This is a genomic window from Streptomyces sp. NPDC046759 (genome assembly GCF_040645475.1).
Taxonomy (GTDB): domain Bacteria; phylum Actinomycetota; class Actinomycetes; order Streptomycetales; family Streptomycetaceae; genus Streptomyces.
The window spans coordinates 321,910-338,185 of the sequence record NZ_JBEYYJ010000006.1 but is presented as its reverse complement, the minus strand read 5'-3'; the positions used below and the strand labels follow the sequence as shown (position 1 = coordinate 338,185).

13 protein-coding genes and 1 pseudogene are annotated in these 16,276 nt (G+C 72.8%); 5 read left to right on the top strand and 9 right to left on the bottom strand.

The genetic code is table 11. From position 1 onward, the window contains the following. A partial coding sequence (locus ABZ919_RS11600) for an ATP-binding cassette domain-containing protein (protein ID WP_361245745.1) occupies positions 1–451 on the bottom strand: 451 nt, incomplete at its 3' end. Between the two features lie 158 nt (positions 452–609). Between ABZ919_RS11600 and ABZ919_RS11595 the strand changes: the two genes are divergently transcribed. After that, the gene (locus ABZ919_RS11595) at positions 610–2,658 is read left to right on the top strand and encodes an NAD(+) synthase (RefSeq protein WP_361245742.1); all 2,049 of its coding nucleotides are present in this window, start codon (positions 610–612) and stop codon (positions 2,656–2,658) included. A gap of 14 nt (positions 2,659–2,672) precedes the next feature. Here the strand turns inward: ABZ919_RS11595 and ABZ919_RS11590 are convergent, their stop codons facing one another. The 3 genes from ABZ919_RS11590 to ABZ919_RS11580 form a co-directional block, all read right to left on the bottom strand. Beyond that, on the bottom strand, positions 2,673–3,716 hold the full coding sequence (locus ABZ919_RS11590) for a hypothetical protein (RefSeq protein ID WP_361245739.1): 1,044 nt from the start codon (positions 3,714–3,716) through the stop codon (positions 2,673–2,675). Positions 3,717–3,810: 94 nt separating this feature from the next. Next, a complete protein-coding gene (locus ABZ919_RS11585; RefSeq protein WP_361245736.1) occupies positions 3,811–4,554 on the bottom strand; it encodes a TIGR03943 family protein in 744 nt (247 codons plus the stop codon). Next, on the bottom strand, positions 4,551–5,573 hold the full coding sequence (locus tag ABZ919_RS11580; protein ID WP_361245734.1) for a permease: 1,023 nt from the start codon (positions 5,571–5,573) through the stop codon (positions 4,551–4,553). The genes ABZ919_RS11585 and ABZ919_RS11580 overlap by 4 nt, the downstream gene beginning before the upstream one ends. A gap of 154 nt (positions 5,574–5,727) precedes the next feature. On the opposite strand from ABZ919_RS11580, the gene ABZ919_RS11575 reads away from it, so the two are divergent. Next, positions 5,728–7,563, top strand: a complete 1,836-nt coding sequence (locus tag ABZ919_RS11575) for an NAD-binding protein (protein ID WP_361245731.1) — start codon at positions 5,728–5,730, stop codon at positions 7,561–7,563. A 21-nt stretch (positions 7,564–7,584) separates the two neighbouring features. On the opposite strand, the gene ABZ919_RS11570 is transcribed toward ABZ919_RS11575, so the two are convergent. Next, positions 7,585–9,399 carry a prolyl oligopeptidase family serine peptidase gene (locus ABZ919_RS11570; protein WP_361245728.1) on the bottom strand — a complete coding sequence of 605 codons (1,815 nt, stop codon included), beginning with the start codon at positions 9,397–9,399 and terminating at the stop codon, positions 7,585–7,587. 95 nt (positions 9,400–9,494) lie between these two features. Here ABZ919_RS11570 and ABZ919_RS11565 point away from each other — a divergent pair, with 95 nt between their 5' ends. Together ABZ919_RS11565 and ABZ919_RS11560 are read left to right on the top strand one after the other, a co-directional pair. Continuing rightward, positions 9,495–10,322 carry a class I SAM-dependent methyltransferase gene (locus ABZ919_RS11565; RefSeq protein ID WP_361245781.1) on the top strand — a complete coding sequence of 276 codons (828 nt, stop codon included), beginning with the start codon at positions 9,495–9,497 and terminating at the stop codon, positions 10,320–10,322. Between the two features lie 50 nt (positions 10,323–10,372). After that, positions 10,373–11,164, top strand: a complete 792-nt coding sequence (locus ABZ919_RS11560) for an SURF1 family protein (RefSeq protein ID WP_361245725.1) — start codon at positions 10,373–10,375, stop codon at positions 11,162–11,164. 55 nt (positions 11,165–11,219) lie between these two features. Here the strand turns inward: ABZ919_RS11560 and ABZ919_RS11555 are convergent, their stop codons facing one another. From ABZ919_RS11555 to ABZ919_RS11540, 4 genes are all read right to left on the bottom strand, one after another. Then, a complete protein-coding gene (locus ABZ919_RS11555) occupies positions 11,220–12,422 on the bottom strand; it encodes a hypothetical protein (RefSeq protein ID WP_361245722.1) in 1,203 nt (400 codons plus the stop codon). Positions 12,423–12,550: 128 nt separating this feature from the next. After that, positions 12,551–13,234 (bottom strand): SigE family RNA polymerase sigma factor, encoded by a 684-nt coding sequence (locus ABZ919_RS11550; RefSeq protein WP_361245719.1) that lies wholly within the window; start codon positions 13,232–13,234, stop codon positions 12,551–12,553. A gap of 332 nt (positions 13,235–13,566) precedes the next feature. Continuing rightward, positions 13,567–14,625 carry an aspartate-semialdehyde dehydrogenase gene (locus ABZ919_RS11545; protein ID WP_361245716.1) on the bottom strand — a complete coding sequence of 353 codons (1,059 nt, stop codon included), beginning with the start codon at positions 14,623–14,625 and terminating at the stop codon, positions 13,567–13,569. A 31-nt stretch (positions 14,626–14,656) separates the two neighbouring features. Further along, a complete protein-coding gene (locus ABZ919_RS11540; RefSeq protein ID WP_361245714.1) occupies positions 14,657–15,928 on the bottom strand; it encodes an aspartate kinase in 1,272 nt (423 codons plus the stop codon). Positions 15,929–16,147: 219 nt separating this feature from the next. Between ABZ919_RS11540 and ABZ919_RS11535 the strand changes: the two are divergent. Further along, positions 16,148–16,246, top strand: a pseudogene (locus tag ABZ919_RS11535) (sulfite exporter TauE/SafE family protein); the annotation flags it as partial. Between the last annotated feature and the right edge of the window lie 30 nt (positions 16,247–16,276).

Here is a 16,276-nt window from a genome sequence, read left to right as displayed (position 1 = left end):
TGTCCAGGCGGCGCTTCATGCCGCCGGAGTAGGTGGAGGCGGGCTTCTTCGCGGCCTCGGTGAGGTCGAAGCGCTCCAGCAGCTCGGCGGCGACCCGCCGCCCCTCACGCCGGGAGAGGTGGTGCAGGTCCGCCATCAGCAGCATGTTCTCCTCGCCGGTGATCAGACCGTCCACGGCGGAGAACTGGCCGGTGACCCCGATCGCCGCCCGGACCGCCTGGGCCTCGGCGGCGAGGTCGTGCCCGGCGATCCGGGCCCGGCCGCCGTCGGCGGAGATCAGCGTGGACATGATGTTGACCGCCGTGGTCTTGCCGGCGCCGTTCGGGCCGAGCAGGGAGAAGATCGTCCCGGCGGGCACCCGGATGTCGATGCCGTCGAGGACGGTCTTGTCCGCGTAGGACTTGCGCAACCCGGAGGCCGCGATCGCGAGTTCGTGTTCCGTCGTCGTCATGCCGCAGAGCGTGCGGCCGAGGGGGTTCAGATCGGCTTCAACCCGGTTTCAGCGCGGCGGGCGGGCTGCAGCGCGCTGAAACCCGCAGGTGGGCCGCCGGTGACGGCCCGGCCTTTAGGCTTCCTCTTGTAGGAAAGTCGCTTCGGAAAGAGGTCCCGTTGAGCTTCTGGTCGATCTACCAGCACGGCTTCGCGCGCGTCGCCGCGTGCACGGGCCACACCGTCATCGCCGACCCGCCCGCCAACGCCGAGGCGGTCCTGCGCCATGCGCGCCGGTGCGCCGAGGAGGGCGTGGCCGTCGCGGTGTTCCCGGAGCTGTGCCTGTCCGGGTACGCGATCGACGACCTGCTGCTGCAGGACGCCATGCTCGACGACGTGGAGGCGGCGCTCGCGACGATCGTGGCCGCGTCGGCGGACCTGCTGCCGGTGCTGGTCGTCGGCGCCCCGCTGCGCCACCGCGACGTGATCTACAACTGCGCGGTGATCGTGCACCGCGGCCGGATCCTCGGTGCCGTACCGAAGTCGTACCCGCCGAACTACCGCGAGTTCTACGAGCGCCGGCAGATCGCCGGAGGCGACTCAGAGCGCGGGGGCACGATCCGGCTCGGCGGCGCGGACGTCCCGTTCGGTGTGGACCTGCTCTTCACGGCCGCGGACGTGCCCGGTCTGGTGCTGCACGCGGAGATCTGCGAGGACATGTGGGTGCCGGTGCCGCCGAGCGCGGAGGCGGCGCTGGCCGGGGCGACCGTCCTCGTCAACCTCTCGGGCAGCCCGATCACGGTCGGCCGTGCCGAGGACCGCAAGCTGTTGTGCCGCTCGGCGTCCTCGCGCTGCCTCGCCGCGTACGTCTACGCGGCGGCCGGCCTGGGCGAGTCGACCACCGACCTGTCCTGGGACGGCCAGACCCTGATCTACGAGAACGGGGTGCTGCTGGCCGAGACCGAGCGGTTCCCGCTCGGCGAGCAGTACGCGGTGGCCGACGTCGACCTGGACCTGCTGCGGCAGGAGCGGCAGCGGATGGGCACCTTCGCCGAGAACCGCCGTACCCACGCCGCGCGCACCGCCGACTTCCGGACGGTGTCCTTCGCACTCGCCCCTCCGGCCACCGCCGACCTGGGCCTGCGCCGCCGCGTCGAACGCTTCCCCTTCGTCCCCGCCGACGCCGAGCGCCTCGCCCTGGACTGCTACGAGGCCTACAACATCCAGGTCGCCGGCCTCCAGCAGCGCCTCGCGTCCATCGGCGGCCCCAAGGTCGTCATCGGTGTCTCCGGCGGACTCGACTCCACACACGCGCTGATCGTCGCCGCCCGGGCGATGGACCGCTCCGGCCGCCCGCGCAGCGACATCCTGGCCTTCACCCTGCCCGGCTTCGCCACCAGCGACCACACCAAGGACAACGCCCACCGGCTGATGCGGGCCCTCGGTGTCACCGCGGCCGAGCTCGACATCACGCCGACCGCACGGCTGATGCTGAAGGAGATCGGCCACCCCTTCGCCTCGGGCGAGCCGGTGTACGACGTCACCTTCGAGAACGTCCAGGCGGGCCTGCGCACCGACTACCTGTTCCGGCTGGCCAACCAGCGCGGCGGCATCGTGCTCGGCACCGGTGACCTCTCCGAGCTCGCGCTCGGCTGGTCGACGTACGGCGTCGGCGACCAGATGAGCCACTACAACGTGAACTCCGGCGTGCCCAAGACGCTGATCCAGCACCTCATCCGCTGGGTCATCAGCAGCGGGCAGTTCGACGAGGAGACCGGCAAGATCCTCGCCGCGATCCTGGACACCGAGATCAGCCCCGAGCTGGTGCCGGGCGAGGAGATGCAGTCCACCGAGTCGAAGATCGGCCCGTACGCGCTGCACGACTTCACCCTCTTCCACGTGCTGCGCTACGGCTTCCGGCCCTCCAAGATCGCCTTCCTGGCCTGGCACGCCTGGCACGACGAGGAGGCCGGCGCCTGGCCGCCCGGCTTCCCGGAGGCGGACCGGGGCGCGTACGACCTCGCGCAGATCCGGCACTGGCTGGAGGTCTTCATCCGCCGCTTCTTCGCGTTCTCCCAGTTCAAGCGCTCCGCCATGCCGAACGGCCCGAAGGTCTCGGCGGGCGGCTCGCTGTCCCCGCGCGGCGACTGGCGAGCCCCGTCGGACGGAACGGCGCATGCGTGGCTGCGGGACCTCGAGCGGGTGAACGTGAAGGAGGCAGAGGCGTAAGCGCCCCCGAGCCGTCAGGCGAACTCGGTCAGCAGCAACGCCAGGTCGTCCGGCGCGGCAGCCAGCCGCACCGAGGTCCCCGCGTCGTCGAGCTCGGCGACATGCCAGCTGTGCGGAACGAGTGCGGCCTCCTCCCGCCGGGCCCGCCGCACGCGGCGGAGGGTGAGTCGCCGGACCGGTATCGCCTTCGCCGCGAACCGCCCGGGACCGGCGTGCGGTGTCACCGCGGGCCCGCCCGCACCGAGGACGACATGGGTGCCGAAGTGGTGCGGGTTGTAGTCGGTGTCCTCCAGGAACCGGGCGGACAGGAACATGTCCTTGCCGTGCGGGGGTCCGGGTGCGGCGCGCACCGCCGTGCCGGTCTCCTCGGGTACCCGGATCCGCGTCGCGTGCCAGGCCCAGCCGAACACGCCGAGGCTGACCAGCCCGCCGACGGCCCACCGGGTCATCGCGCCCGTGGAGCCGAACAGGGACGTGGGACACCGGTAGCACAGCGGCAGCAGCCACACAGCGGTCACGAGGACAGGGGCCAGGAACGGCAGCGGCGACGGCAGGACCTCGTCCGCCGGCCGGCGGCGCCCGCGCACCCGCGCCAGCAGCCGTGCCCCGGGGAATGCGGCGCACAGCGCGAGCCCGGCGGCGAGGACGGCCATGCTGCCGCCGGTGACGACGTGCTCGTGCCAGACGTAGTGCACCCCGGAGACCTTCATCACCTGACCCCGCCAGAGGGTCAGCTCGACCCGGTCACCGGCCCGGAACGCCGCTGCGGCCCCCGAGGACACCTCCAGTTTCGGCCGCGGCACGCCACCGGTGAGGTACAGATGGCTGCGCCCCCTCGGCGGGTGCGGATCCGTCCGCTCGATCTCGGCGGGCACGGTGCTCAGACAGTCGTCCCCGCGCTGCCCGGCCGCGCAGGGCCCGGCCGCGTGCCACGCCTGCTCGTACGCGGTGGTGCCGGCCACGGACCGGGCGACGGCACCCGCGCACAGCAGCAACAGCAGACAGAGGGCGAGCGGCTTGGCCCAGCCGCTCCGCGCCGTACCTTCCCGGGTGTTCATGACCGGCATCTTCGCGCCACCCGGATCCGCCATCATGTGCCGGATCCGGCAATGTGGCCGGGCCCGGACTGCCGTGATCCGGCGTCCGGCCCGCTCAGTTGTTCCAGGTCTCGTCGTACGGGTCGTGCGGCACCGGGACCGGCTCGGCCGCGGTGACCTTCAGGTAGGGGATCGGGCCGTTGTTGACCGGGTCGTGGGTCAGGCGGGGGGTGTAGGTACCGGTCACCTCCAGCCAGGCGTCCGGGCGCAGGACCGGGGGCAGCTCGCCGGTCAGGGCGATCTTCACCGGTTGGGCGTCCGCGGCACAGCAGTTGAGGGCCATGCGGACCAGGTACGGCGCGCCGGAGTGGTCCAGGGCGAGGAAGCCGGTGACGCGGACCGGGCGGCCGTGCAGGGAGCGGCCGTGGTCGTAGACCGCGCGGGAGGCGTAGTCGATGACGGACAGCGGGGCCGGGTCGGCGGCGGGCAACGCGCCGTAGGTGTACGGCTTCTGCAGGGCCGTACCGGAGCGCAGGGCGCTGTAGGAGCCGAGGGCGGGCGGGGCGACGAGGATGAGGGCGAGCAGGGGGAGCACCAGCAGCCAGGAGATCCGGGGTTCGGGGTGGGCGTGGGCGCCGGCGTGGTCGTGGGCGTGTTCCTCGGCGGGGACCTGCCGGCGGGCCCGCCGGCGCTCGTACCAGACCGTCGCCAGCGCCGCCACGATCAGGACCGCGCCGGAGGCCAGCAGCAGCGGCTGCAGGCCCGCCTTGACGTACCGGAGATAGAGGTCGGTGCTGCCCGCGTGGAGGAGAGCGGCGCCGAGCAGGAACATGACGGCGCACTGGGCCTGGCGGTTCACAGCAGCACCGTCCCGGTCACCACGGCGCCCGCGATCGCCAGCGCGAAGGTGGCGGGGGCGAAGCGCAGGGCGAAGGTGCGGCCGAAGGTGCCGGCCTGCATCGCGAACAGCTTGAGGTCGATCATCGGGCCCACCACCAGGAAGACCAGCTTCGCCGTCAGGGAGAACTGGGTCAGGGAGGCAGCGACGAACGCGTCCGCCTCCGAGCAGATGGACAGCAGCACGGCCAGGACGGCCAGCGCGAGGACGGAGAACGCGGGGTTCCCGGCCGCCGTGCGCAGCCAGTCCGCCGGGGTCGCCGCCTTCAGCGTGGCCGCGGCCATGGCGCCGAGCACCAGGAAGCCGCCGGCATGCATGGTGTCGTGCCGCACCGAGTGCCAGAACGCCTCGCCCTTCGTCGCGCCCTCGTGCGCGCCGTGGGCCGGCGGGCGCAGCCAGTCGGTGCGGCCCAGCCGCTGCCACAGCCAGCCCATCGTGCACGCCACCAGCAGGCTCGCCAGGAACCTGCCCAGCACCATCTCCGGATCCCGCGGGAAGGCGACGGCGGTGGCGGTCAGCACGATCGGGTTGATCGCGGGGGCCGAGAGGAGGAAGGCGAGGGCGGCGGCCGGGGTGACTCCTCTGCGCACCAGCGCACCCGCCACCGGGACCGACGCGCACTCGCAGCCCGGCAGCACCGCGCCCGCGATGCCGGCGACCGGGACGGCCAGGGCGGGGCGGCGCGGCAGGGCGCGGGCGAAGAAGGACGGCGGCACGAAGACGGCGATCGCCGCCGACAGCAGCACGCCGAGCACCAGGAACGGCAGGGCCTGCACGGTCACCGCGACGAACACCGTCATCCAGCTCTGCATCAGCGGGGTGCCGAGGAGGCCGCGGATCGGGGACTGGGCGAGGACCGCGAGCAGCAGGACGAGCGTCAGCACCAGCGGGGAGCTGAGCCGACGGCCGCCGTCCTGGCCGGACGGTGCGCCGGCGGGGCCGACCCTCCCGCCGGGCGGGGCGTCTTCGGTGATGGCCACGGGTGGATACCTCCGGGTCTCCTCGCTCCCTCCCCGTCAGTACGCGCATCGTCCCGCGAGTGTTCACACCACCGCCGGAACCACTCACCTCCTTGGGGCACTCTTTTCCCTCGTGGGGAGCGTTCCGTATCAAGGTGGGCCCAGTGCCCCGCACATGGTGGTGTGCGGGGACGACGGGCTCGCGCACCGGCTGGCCGCCGAGTTGCGCGGCGTCTACGGCGAACAGGTCACCCTGGTGGTGCCGCCGAACGAGCGCACCGCCAGGCCTCCGGTGGTCGGCCGGTCCCGGTCCGCGTCAGCGGCGCTGTTCGACCGTGTGGTGAGCGCCGCGGTGGGGCGGGCGGGCAGCATGCCCGGGACCGGGGCCGGGTCGACCGGTACGGCGACCGGCACCGGCAACGGTGGCAACAGCGGCAACGGCGGGAGCGCCGCACGGGTGCTGGAGGCCGCCGAGATCACCGAGACCGTGCTCGCCGAGGCCGGAGTGGACCGGGCCGCCGCGCTCGCCCTCGTCTTCGACGACGACGAGACCAACATCCGGGCGGCGCTGACCGCGCGCCGGCTCAACCCGCGCCTGCGGCTCGTCCTGCGGCTCTACAACCGGCGGTTGGGCCAGCACATCGAGGAACTCCTGGACCATGCGGCCGCGTTGGCCGCCGGTGACGGCGAGGGCGGCACCGACGCGTCCACCACCGTGCTGTCCGACGCCGACACCGCCGCGCCCGCACTGGCCGCCACCGCAGTCGCCGGCACCAGCAAGGTCGTCCAGACCGAGGGGCTGCTGCTGCGGGCCGTCGAACGGCCGGCGGCGGGCACCGGACTGTGCACGCTCGCCCTGCTCTCCCCGGCCGGCACGGACCCCGGCGCCGCCTACGGGCCCGAGGGCGGCGGGGAGCAGGAGCCGCGGCTGCTCCCGGACGACGACGAGGTGGTGCAGGCCGCCGGGCGGGCGGCCGTCGTGCTGGAGCAGGTGTCCTCGGCGGGCGGCGGGGAGTCGGCCGCGCCCGGCCGCGGCGGGGTGTCGCTCGGCTCGCTGTTCTCCCGGCGGCTGCGGTGGTCCCTGGCGGGCATGGTGGCGTGCGTGCTCGCACTCGCCGTCGCGCTGTGGGTGGTCACCGGCATCCATCCGCTGCGTGCCTTCTATCTGACGCTGCTGGACATGTTCGCCATCGACGACCCGGCCATCGGGGCGCCGCTCGGCCGGCAGATCCTCCAACTCCTCTCCGGGCTGGTCGGGTTGCTGCTGCTTCCGGTGCTGCTGGCGGCCGTGCTGGAGGCGCTGGGCACCTTCCGCACCGCCTCCGCCCTGCGCAAACCGCCACGGGGTCTCGGCGGGCACGTGGTGCTGCTCGGGCTCGGGAAGATCGGCACCCGGGTGCTGACCCGGCTGCGCGAGCTGAACATCCCCGTGGTGTGCGTCGAGTCCGACCCCGAGGCGCGGGGGCTGGCGACCGCGCGGCGGCTGCGGGTGCCGGTGGTGCTCGGGGACGTCACCCAGGAAGGGGTGCTGGAGTCCGCCAAGATCCACCGGGCGTACGCGCTGCTCGCGGTGACCAGCGCCGACACCACGAACCTGGAGGCCGTGCTGTACGCGCGGTCCGTACGGCCCGATCTGCGGGTGGTGCTGCGGCTGTACGACGACGACTTCGCCACCGCCGTGTACCGGACGCTGCGGGCCGCGTACCCGCAGGCGCTGACCCGGAGCCGGAGTGTCACGCATCTGGCCGCGCCCGCGTTCGCCGGGGCCATGCTGGGGCGGCAGGTGCTCGGCGCCATCGCGGTGGAGCGGCGGGTGCTGCTCTTCGCCGCGGTCGATGTCGACGGGCATCCCCAGCTGGAGGGCCGGACGGTGCGGGACGCCTTCCGGGCCGGGTCCTGGAGGGTGCTGGCGCTGGAGGGGCGGACCGACACGGCGCCCGGCCATGTGCTGGAGAAGGGGGACCGGGTGGTGGTCGCCGCCACGCGCAGGGGGCTCGCGGAGCTGCGCTGACCCTCCCGGGCCCCCGAGGCCTCAAAGGGCCAGGTGGCGGGCCGCGAAGTCCATCTCCAGTCTCACCTGCCTGATCCGCTCGTCGACCACCAGGGAGCCGTGCCCGGCGTCGTAGCGGTACACCTCGTGGGTCGCGCCTCTCGCCTCCAGGCGCTTGACGTAGTTGTCGATCTGGCGGATGGGGCAGCGGGGGTCGTTGACACCGGCCGAGATGTACACCGGGGTCTTGACCTGGTCGACGTAGGTCAGCGGGGAGGAGGCCCGGAAGCGCTCGGGGACCTCTTCGGGGGTGCCGCCCAGCAGGGTGCGGTCCATGGCCTTCAGGGCCTCCATCTCGTCGTGGTACGCGGTGACGTAGTCCGCGACGGGCACGACCGCGATGCCCACCGCCCATGCGTCGGGCTGGGTGCCGAGGCCGAGCAGGGTGAGGTAGCCGCCCCAGGAGGCGCCGGTGAGGATCAGGCGGTCGGGGTCGGCGAGGCCGGAGGAGATCGCCCAGTCACGGACCGCGGCGACGTCCTCCAGCTCGATCAGGCCGACCCGGTGCTTCAGGGCGTCGGTCCAGGCGCGGCCGTAGCCGGTGGAGCCGCGGTAGTTGATGCGGATCACCGCGTATCCCTGGTCGACCCAGGCGGCCGGGCCCGCGGCGAAGGAGTCGCTGTCGTGCCAGGTCGGGCCGCCGTGCAGATCGAAGACCGTCGGCAGGGGGCCGCTCGCGCCCGCCGGCTTCTGGATCAGGGCGTGGATGCGGCCGCCGGGGCCTTCCACCCATGCGTCCTCCACCGGCACCGAGGGCGGGCAGGCCATGCCCGGAGGGTCCAGGACGACGTCGCCGGAGGCCGAGCGGACCGCGGGCGGCTCGGCCGCCGACGACCACAGGTACTCCACGCCGCCGTCGGGGCGGGCGGTGGCGCCGGAGACCGTGCCGGGCGGGGTGGGGATGCGGGTCAGCCCGCCGGTGGCCAGGTCATGGCGGAACAGCTCGCTGCGGCCCTCGAAGCCGTGGACGATGAGCAGGGCCGAGCCGTCCGGGTACCACTCGGCGGTGACGTCGCCCGGCAGGTCCAGGGCGAGGTCGGTCTCCTCGCCCGTGGCGACGTCCCAGACCAGCGGCTCCCAGCGGCCCCGGCGCTGATGGCCGATGAGCAGGCGGGTGTCGCCCTCGACCGGGGCGAACCCGAGCACCTCCAGGCCCAGTTCCTCGGTGCCGCCCCTGGTGTCGTCCAGCTCGGCGACCGGCGTGCCGTCGGGGCGGAGCACACGCAGCGCGGCGTGCATGGCGTCGCCGTGCTCGGTGTGCTCGATCGCGATCAGGGAGCCGTCGTGCGAGAGGTCGCCGACGCCCGCCGACTCGCGGTGCCGGTAGATCTCCACCGGATCCGCGCCCTCGCGGGCCAGGTGGATCGTGGTGCCGTCCTCGTCCGTGGAGCGGCCGACGACGGCCGTGCGGCCATCGCGGGCCAGGGCGAGTCCGGCCGGGTAGGAGGCGTCCAGGCCGGGGACGGCAGGCTCGGCCTGCCCTCCGCCGAAGGGCTGGCGGCGCCAGATGCCGAACTCGTCGCCGTCCTTGTCGTCGAACCACCAGATCCAGGCGCCGTCCGGGGAGAGCACGCCGTCCGTCGTGCCGTTCGGCCGGTGCGTCGCCTGCCGCTGCTCGCCCGTCGCCCGGTCCCAGGTGTACAGCTCGTACGTGCCCGTCGCGTTCGACACGAACAGGGAACGGTCCGGTGCGTCCTCCGCCCAGTCGGGCAGCGACACCCGCGGCGCCCGGAAGCGCTTCTCCCAGTCCGGCATGCCGGTCGCGTCCACAACGCCCGGCTCCCTGCTCTCACTCATCGCCCCAGTCATGCGCCCATATTGCCTGGCCGCGCCGACAATTGGGTGGCGGCTGTACGCAGCCTGTGGATAACTTCCCGAGCATGCGCACAACCATCACCGATCCGTCCGTCCCCGAGGGCTGGCGCGAGGACAACCGGGCCCTGTGGGACGAGCGCGTTCCCGTGCACGTCGCCGGTGAGTACTACGATCTCGACGCCTTCCGGGCCCACCCGGACGTCCTGCGGGACTTCGAGACGGCGGAGGTCGGCGACGTCACCGGCAGGACGCTCCTGCACCTGCAGTGCCACATCGGCACCGACACCCTCTCCTGGGCCCACCGGGGCGCCGCCCGCGTCGTCGGCGTGGACTTCTCCGCCCCGGCCGTCGAGGCCGCCCGCTCCCTCGCGGCCGACCTCGGTCACGGCCCCGAGCGCGCCGCGTTCGTCACCAGCGACGTGTACGACGCGGCCGACGCCGTGCCCGAGGCGACGTACGACATCGTCTACACCGGGCTCGGCGCGCTGTGCTGGCTGCCCGACATCCGCCGCTGGGCGCACACCGCCGCCTCGCTCGTCGCCCCCGGCGGATTCCTCTACCTCGCCGAGTTCCACCCGATCACCGAGGCCCTGGACGACGCGACCGGATCGCGGATCGTGCGCGACTACTTCGACCGGACCGCCCAGGTGTACGACGCACCCGGGACCTACGCCGACCGGGACGCCACCACCGTCCACAACCGCAGCGTGGAGTGGCAGCACACCCTCGGCGACGTCGTCTCCGCGCTCGCCGCGACCGGGCTGCGGATCGAGTTCCTGCACGAGCACGACGTGTCGCTGTTCCCGCGCTTCGAGAACTTCGAGGTGCGTGACGGCTACCACCGCTTCCCGGCCGGCCGACCGCGCATCCCGCTGATCTACTCCCTGAAGGCCACGAAGAGCTGAGAACCGCCCCGCGAGCGGGCCCCCGGCGGCGGCGCCGTACCGTGGAAGGCGTGTACCGGTTTCTGCTGACACCCCGCTGGTGGGGCATCAACGTCTTCGTGCTGCTCGCCATCCCGTTCTGCATCTTCATGGGGTCCTGGCAGCTGAGCCGGTTCGAGGGGCGGGTGCACGACAGCCGCGCCGCGACGCAGCAGGCCGCGTCCGACCAGCACGAGACCGCCCGCCCGCTCGACTCGATGCTGCCGGTCGACAAGGCCACCTCCGGGCGCCGGGTCACCGCGAGCGGGCACTACGGCACGCAGCTGCTGGTGCCCGGCCGCCGGCTGGACGGCAGGAACGGCTTCTACGTCCTCACCCTGCTGCGCACCGGCTCCGGCAAGGCGCTGCCCGTGGTGCGGGGCTGGCTGCCCGGCACGGCGGACGCTGCGAAGGCGCCCGCGCCGCCGAGCGGCGGGGTCACCGTCACCGGCGCGCTGCAGGCCTCGGAGACGCCCGGCGACAACGGGGTCAGTGCCCAGGGCGGGCTGCCGGCCGGGCAGACGTCGGCGATCAGCTCGGCGTCGCTGGTGAACCTGGTGCCGTACAAGCTGTACGACGCCTGGGTCACCCTCGACAAGGCCGACTCCGGGATGAAGGCCGTGCCCGCGACGGCGCCGGACGGCACGGGGCTGGACCTGAAGGCGTTCCAGAACCTCGGCTACACCGGAGAGTGGTTCGTCTTCGCCGGGTTCGTGGTGTTCATGTGGTTCCGGCTGGTACGGCGGGAGGCCGAAGCCGCGCGGGACGCGGCGCTGGGCCTGGTGCCGGAGGAGGACACCCCGGAACCGGTGGCCGCCGGCTGACCGGTGGCCGCACCTGACGGGCGGCTCGTGCCCGTGCCGGCGGTGTGTCGCGCTCTCAGGCCCCCGCCAGCACCCCGGTGTAGTACACGGTCCCCGCGCACTCCCCGGGCACGGTCGCCGTGGCCGAGGGCGAGCCCCCCTGCGCCACGTGGGTGATCTGCACACTGCCGTCCGCCGTGCCGTCCTCGGTCGTCAGCTGGGCGGTGGTGCCCGCCGAGCCCCCGCTGTCGGCCGATCCGCCGGTAGCACTCGCGTCCTGCGTCGGCGTCGGGTCCGGCGTGGCGCCGCCGGTGCCCGAACCGCCGGTGGTGCTGTCGCCGCCGGTGGTGGGGCAGGTCTCGGAGGGTACGAACGCGAACTTCTCCTGGTAGGCCGCGCTCGGCTGCAGGACCAGCCCGGAGACCTCCTGCGACGGGTCGGGCAGCGCGGTCGCCGCGTCCCCGGCCGTATGGCGGGCGGCGACGATCTTGGCCGGGTCGGCCGCGCCCACCGCGGTCGGGGTGATGGTGCCCGCGCCGGCGACGGTGCAGGCGGTGGAGGAGATGTTCACGACGCGGAAGGTGCCGTAGACCACGCCCGCGGTGTCGGGGGCGTCGACGGTGCCGGTGGCGGAGCCCAGCTGGGCCGCCGTGCACAGCGGGGTGCCGCCCGTGGACAGCGTGGAGGACGGGGTGGCGCCGCCGGTGGAACCGGTGCTGCCGCCGCCGTTCCTGCCCTTCTGACCGGGCTCGCCGGGTTCCTTGCCGGGCTTCACGCTCGTGCCGCCGGTGTCCTTCGTGCCGCTCGTGTCGCCCTTGTCCTTGCCCTCCCCGGTGCCGCCCTGGGCCTGTGAGGACTGGCCGGCCATGGCGGTGTTGGGGTCGGAGCCGCCGGCGTCGGAGACATGCACGAGCGCGGGGATCGCGGTGCCGATGAACAGGGCCGCGGCTGCCATTCCGACGGCGGCGTGCCGCTTGCGGGCGCGCCGCGCGGGAACGGCCCGGCGCAGATGCTCCAGCGTGCCGGTGCGCGGCTCGATGCCGTCCACCGCGGAGTGCAGCATCCGGCGCAGGGCCGACTCGTCGCCCCCGAGCCCGTCGGGATCACCACCGGACCCGTCCGGCTGCCCGTCGCCATACCCCTCGGGGCCATTGCCGCGCCCCTCAGGAATGAGGCCGGGCTCCTCGTACCCCTTGCCCTGACCGTCAGGACCCTTGCCGTGCCCGTCGGGACCCTGGTCGAGGCCCTCGGGGGCCTTCTCGTCGGGGCCGTGGTTCACAGTTCCGTTCCCAGCGTGCGATTGCGTGTGGTCTTGCTCGTCCCGGTTCGCCCGTTCGTGCGGGGCGAAGGGCTCGGGACGTTCGTGGTCATGACGTCTGTCGGGACCGCCCCCTGGGGCGCGCGCGCTCATACCGGCGTCCCCATGGCCACCCGCAGCGCGGCGATGCCCCGCGAGCCGTACGCCTTCACCGACCCGAGGGAGATCCCGAGGGTCTCGGCGACCTGGGCCTCGGTCATGTCCGCGAAGTAGCGCAGGACCAGGACCTCGCGCTGGCGGCGCTGCAGGCCCTTCATCGCCTTGATGAGATCGCGGCGCTCCAGCTGGTCGTAGGCGCCCTCCTCCGCGCTGGCCATGTCCGGCATCGGCTTGGAGAGGAGCTTGAGCCCGAGTATGCGGCGGCGCAGTGTGGACCGGGAGAGGTTGACGACCGTCTGCCGCAGGTAGGCGAGGGTCTTCTCGGGGTCGCGGACGCGCTTGCGGGCCGAGTGCACGCGGATGAAGGCCTCCTGGACCACGTCCTCGCAGGAGGCGGTGTCGTCGAGGAGCAGCGCGGCGAGGCCGAGCAGTGAGCGGTAGTGCGCCCGGTACGTCTCGGTGAGGTGGTCGACGGTCGTGCCGGCGGCCTCGGCCGTCACGGCGCCCGCGGTGTCCTCGGAGCCGTCACGCTGACTGGGTATGCGGGCGGGCCGCGCTGCGGGCATGGGCGCGATCACCGGCATGCCGCCGCGCGTGCGGGGCCGGAGCGCCCCACGGGGCGGCCGCAGGGCCGCCGTGCCGCGGGCCGCGCTGAGTTCGAGTACCTCTGCCACGCCAGTTGGACACGTTTCCCCCCGGCAGGGTTGTACGTGCCGGGCGTCACATGTGCGACAACCACCGGCCGTGCCTCAAGTGCCGTCATGCGTCCCGCTCTTCCCTTATGTCCGATGTGGACGGGCGTTCCCCTGCATCCACCCGATCACGGCGCCCCCACGCCCGAAGAGTGACCGCAAAGACGCTCCCCGCCCTCCGCACGGTTGCGGAGGGCGGGGAGAGAAATCCTCTGTTGCCCTGAGCAATGATTCAAGTGGATTGGACCATGCTCCCGGCCACGCCTCTTACGTTGATCCTACAAACTTCTCGTCCGATCTTGGCGGCGGCACCGTCATCGGCCGGCCCACTCCGCCGCGACCAGTTCCGCGATCTGCGCGGTGTTCAGCGCGGCCCCCTTGCGGAGGTTGTCGCCGCAGACGAAGAGTTCCAGCGCGGTCGGGTCGTCCAGGGCCCGCCGCAGCCGGCCCACCCAGGTCGGGTCGGTGCCCACGACGTCCGCGGGGGTGGGGAACTCTCCGGCGGCCGGGTCGTCGCACAGCACCACACCGGGTGCGGTCGCGAGGATCTCCCGGGCGCCGTCGACCGTCACCTCACGCTGGAAGCGGGCGTGCACGGTCAGCGAGTGGGTGGTGATCACCGGGACGCGCACACAGGTCACGGCGACCGGCAGCTGCGGCAGACCGAGGATCTTGCGGGACTCGTCGCGGACCTTCATCTCCTCCGACGACCAGCCGTCCTCCCTGAGCGACCCGGCCCACGGGACGACGTTCAGCGCCACCGGGTCCGGGAACGGCCCGGTGTCCTCCCCGACGGCCCGCCGCACGTCACCGGGCTTGGTGCCCAGCTCGGTGCCGGCCACCAGGGACAGCTGGGCCCGCAGCGTGTCCACGCCGGCCCGCCCGGCCCCGCTCACCGCCTGGTACGACGACACCACCAGCTCGCGCAGCCCGAACTCGGCGTGCAGCGCGCCCAGGGCGACGATCATCGTCAGGGTCGTGCAGTTGGGGTTGGCGACGATCCCGCGCGGGCGGGTCCGTACGGCGTGCGGGTTGACCTCGGGCACCACGAGCGGCACCTCGGGGTCCAGCCGGAAGGCGGCGGAGTTGTCGACGACGACCGCACCACGGGCGGCGGCGATCGGCGCCCACTCGGCGGCGACCTCGTCCGGGACGTCGAACATGGCGATGTCGACCCCGTCGAAGGCCTCCTCGCTCAGGGCCGCCACCTCGACCTCCTCGCCGCGCACGGCCAGCTTGCGGCCGGCCGAGCGCGGGGAGGCGAGCAGGCGGATCTCGCCCCAGACGTCCGCGCGCTGGGACAGGATCTGGAGCATGACCGCGCCGACGGCTCCGGTCGCTCCCACGACCGCGAGCGTCGGCTTGCCGGTCATCGTCGTACGCCTCCGTACGTCGGGGAGACGGTCATCGGCCGGTGCCGCCGTAGACGACGGCCTCGTCGGTGTCGGAGTCCAGCCCGAAGGCGGTGTGCACGGCGCGGACGGCCTCCGGCACGTCGTCGTTGCGGGTGACGACCGAGATGCGGATCTCGGAGGTCGAGATCAGCTCGATGTTCACGCCCGCGTCGGACAGCGCCTCGAAGAAGGAGGCGGTGACGCCCGGGTTGGTCTTCATACCCGCGCCGACCAGGGAGATCTTGCCGATCTGGTCGTCGTAACGCAGCGAGTCGAAGCCGATGCCGGAGCGGCTCTTCTCCAGCGCGTCGATGGCCTTGCGGCCCTCGGTCTTCGGCAACGTGAAGGAGATGTCCGTCAGGCCTGTGGAGGCGGCGGACACGTTCTGCACGACCATGTCGATGTTGATCTCGGCGTCGGCGATGGCCCGGAAGATCGCGGCGGCCTCACCCGGCTTGTCCGGCACGCCGACGACCGTGATCTTGGCCTCGGAGGTGTCGTGCGCGACACCGGAGATGATGGCCTGCTCCACCTGCTTGTCCCCAATCGGCTCACTGCTGACCCACGTGCCCTGCAGCCCGCTGAAGCTGGAGCGGACGTGGATCGGGATGTTGTAGCGGCGGGCGTACTCCACACAGCGGTGGAGCAGCACCTTGGAGCCGGAGGCCGCGAGCTCCAGCATGTCCTCGAAGGAGATCCAGTCGATCTTCTTCGCCTTCTTCACCACGCGCGGGTCGGCGGTGAACACGCCGTCGACGTCCGTGTAGATCTCGCAGACCTCGGCGTCGAGCGCGGCGGCCAGTGCCACGGCGGTGGTGTCGGACCCGCCGCGCCCCAGCGTGGTGATGTCCTTCTTGTCGGCGCTGACACCCTGGAAACCGGCGACGATCGCGATGTTGCCCTTGTCCAGCGAATCGCGGATCCGGCCCGGCGTGACGTCGATGATCCGGGCTTTGTTGTGGACCGAGTCGGTGATGACACCGGCCTGGCTGCCGGTGAAGGACTGGGCCTCGTGGCCCAGGTTTTTGATCGCCATGGCCAGCAGCGCCATGGAGATCCGCTCTCCGGCGGTCAGCAGCATGTCGAATTCACGCCCGGCAGGCATCGGAGAAACCTGCTCGGCGAGATCGATCAGCTCGTCCGTCGTGTCGCCCATCGCGGAAACGACGACGACAACCTGGTTGCCGTTCTTCTTCGCTTCCACGATCCGCTTGGCGACGCGCTTGATGCCCTCGGCATCGGCTACGGAGGAGCCTCCGTACTTCTGCACGACAAGGCCCACGTGCGCTCCTCGCTCGGTTCGTTTGTGTCGGCTCAGTCTAACGAGCGCCCGAATTCCACCACCCTGCTCCCGCATGGTGAGACGTCGGCCGCGGTGTTCCGGAAGGGCTCTTGCCCACCCCTGGGGGGACCACGCGGAAAGTGCCCCGGCTCACAGTGAGCGCCGCTAGTTTTCGCATGAGGAGGGCATGCCATGACGGAGGCGCTGCTCGGCGGCATCGTCCGGGCGGCGGCGATGGTCCCGCTCTGCGTCGCGGCGGCCCGCACGGTACCGGCGGACACCTGGAGGACGCGCCGACTCCCCCGCCCGGTCCCGCTGTCGCCGGGGCCGAGCCGAGGCTGAACACCG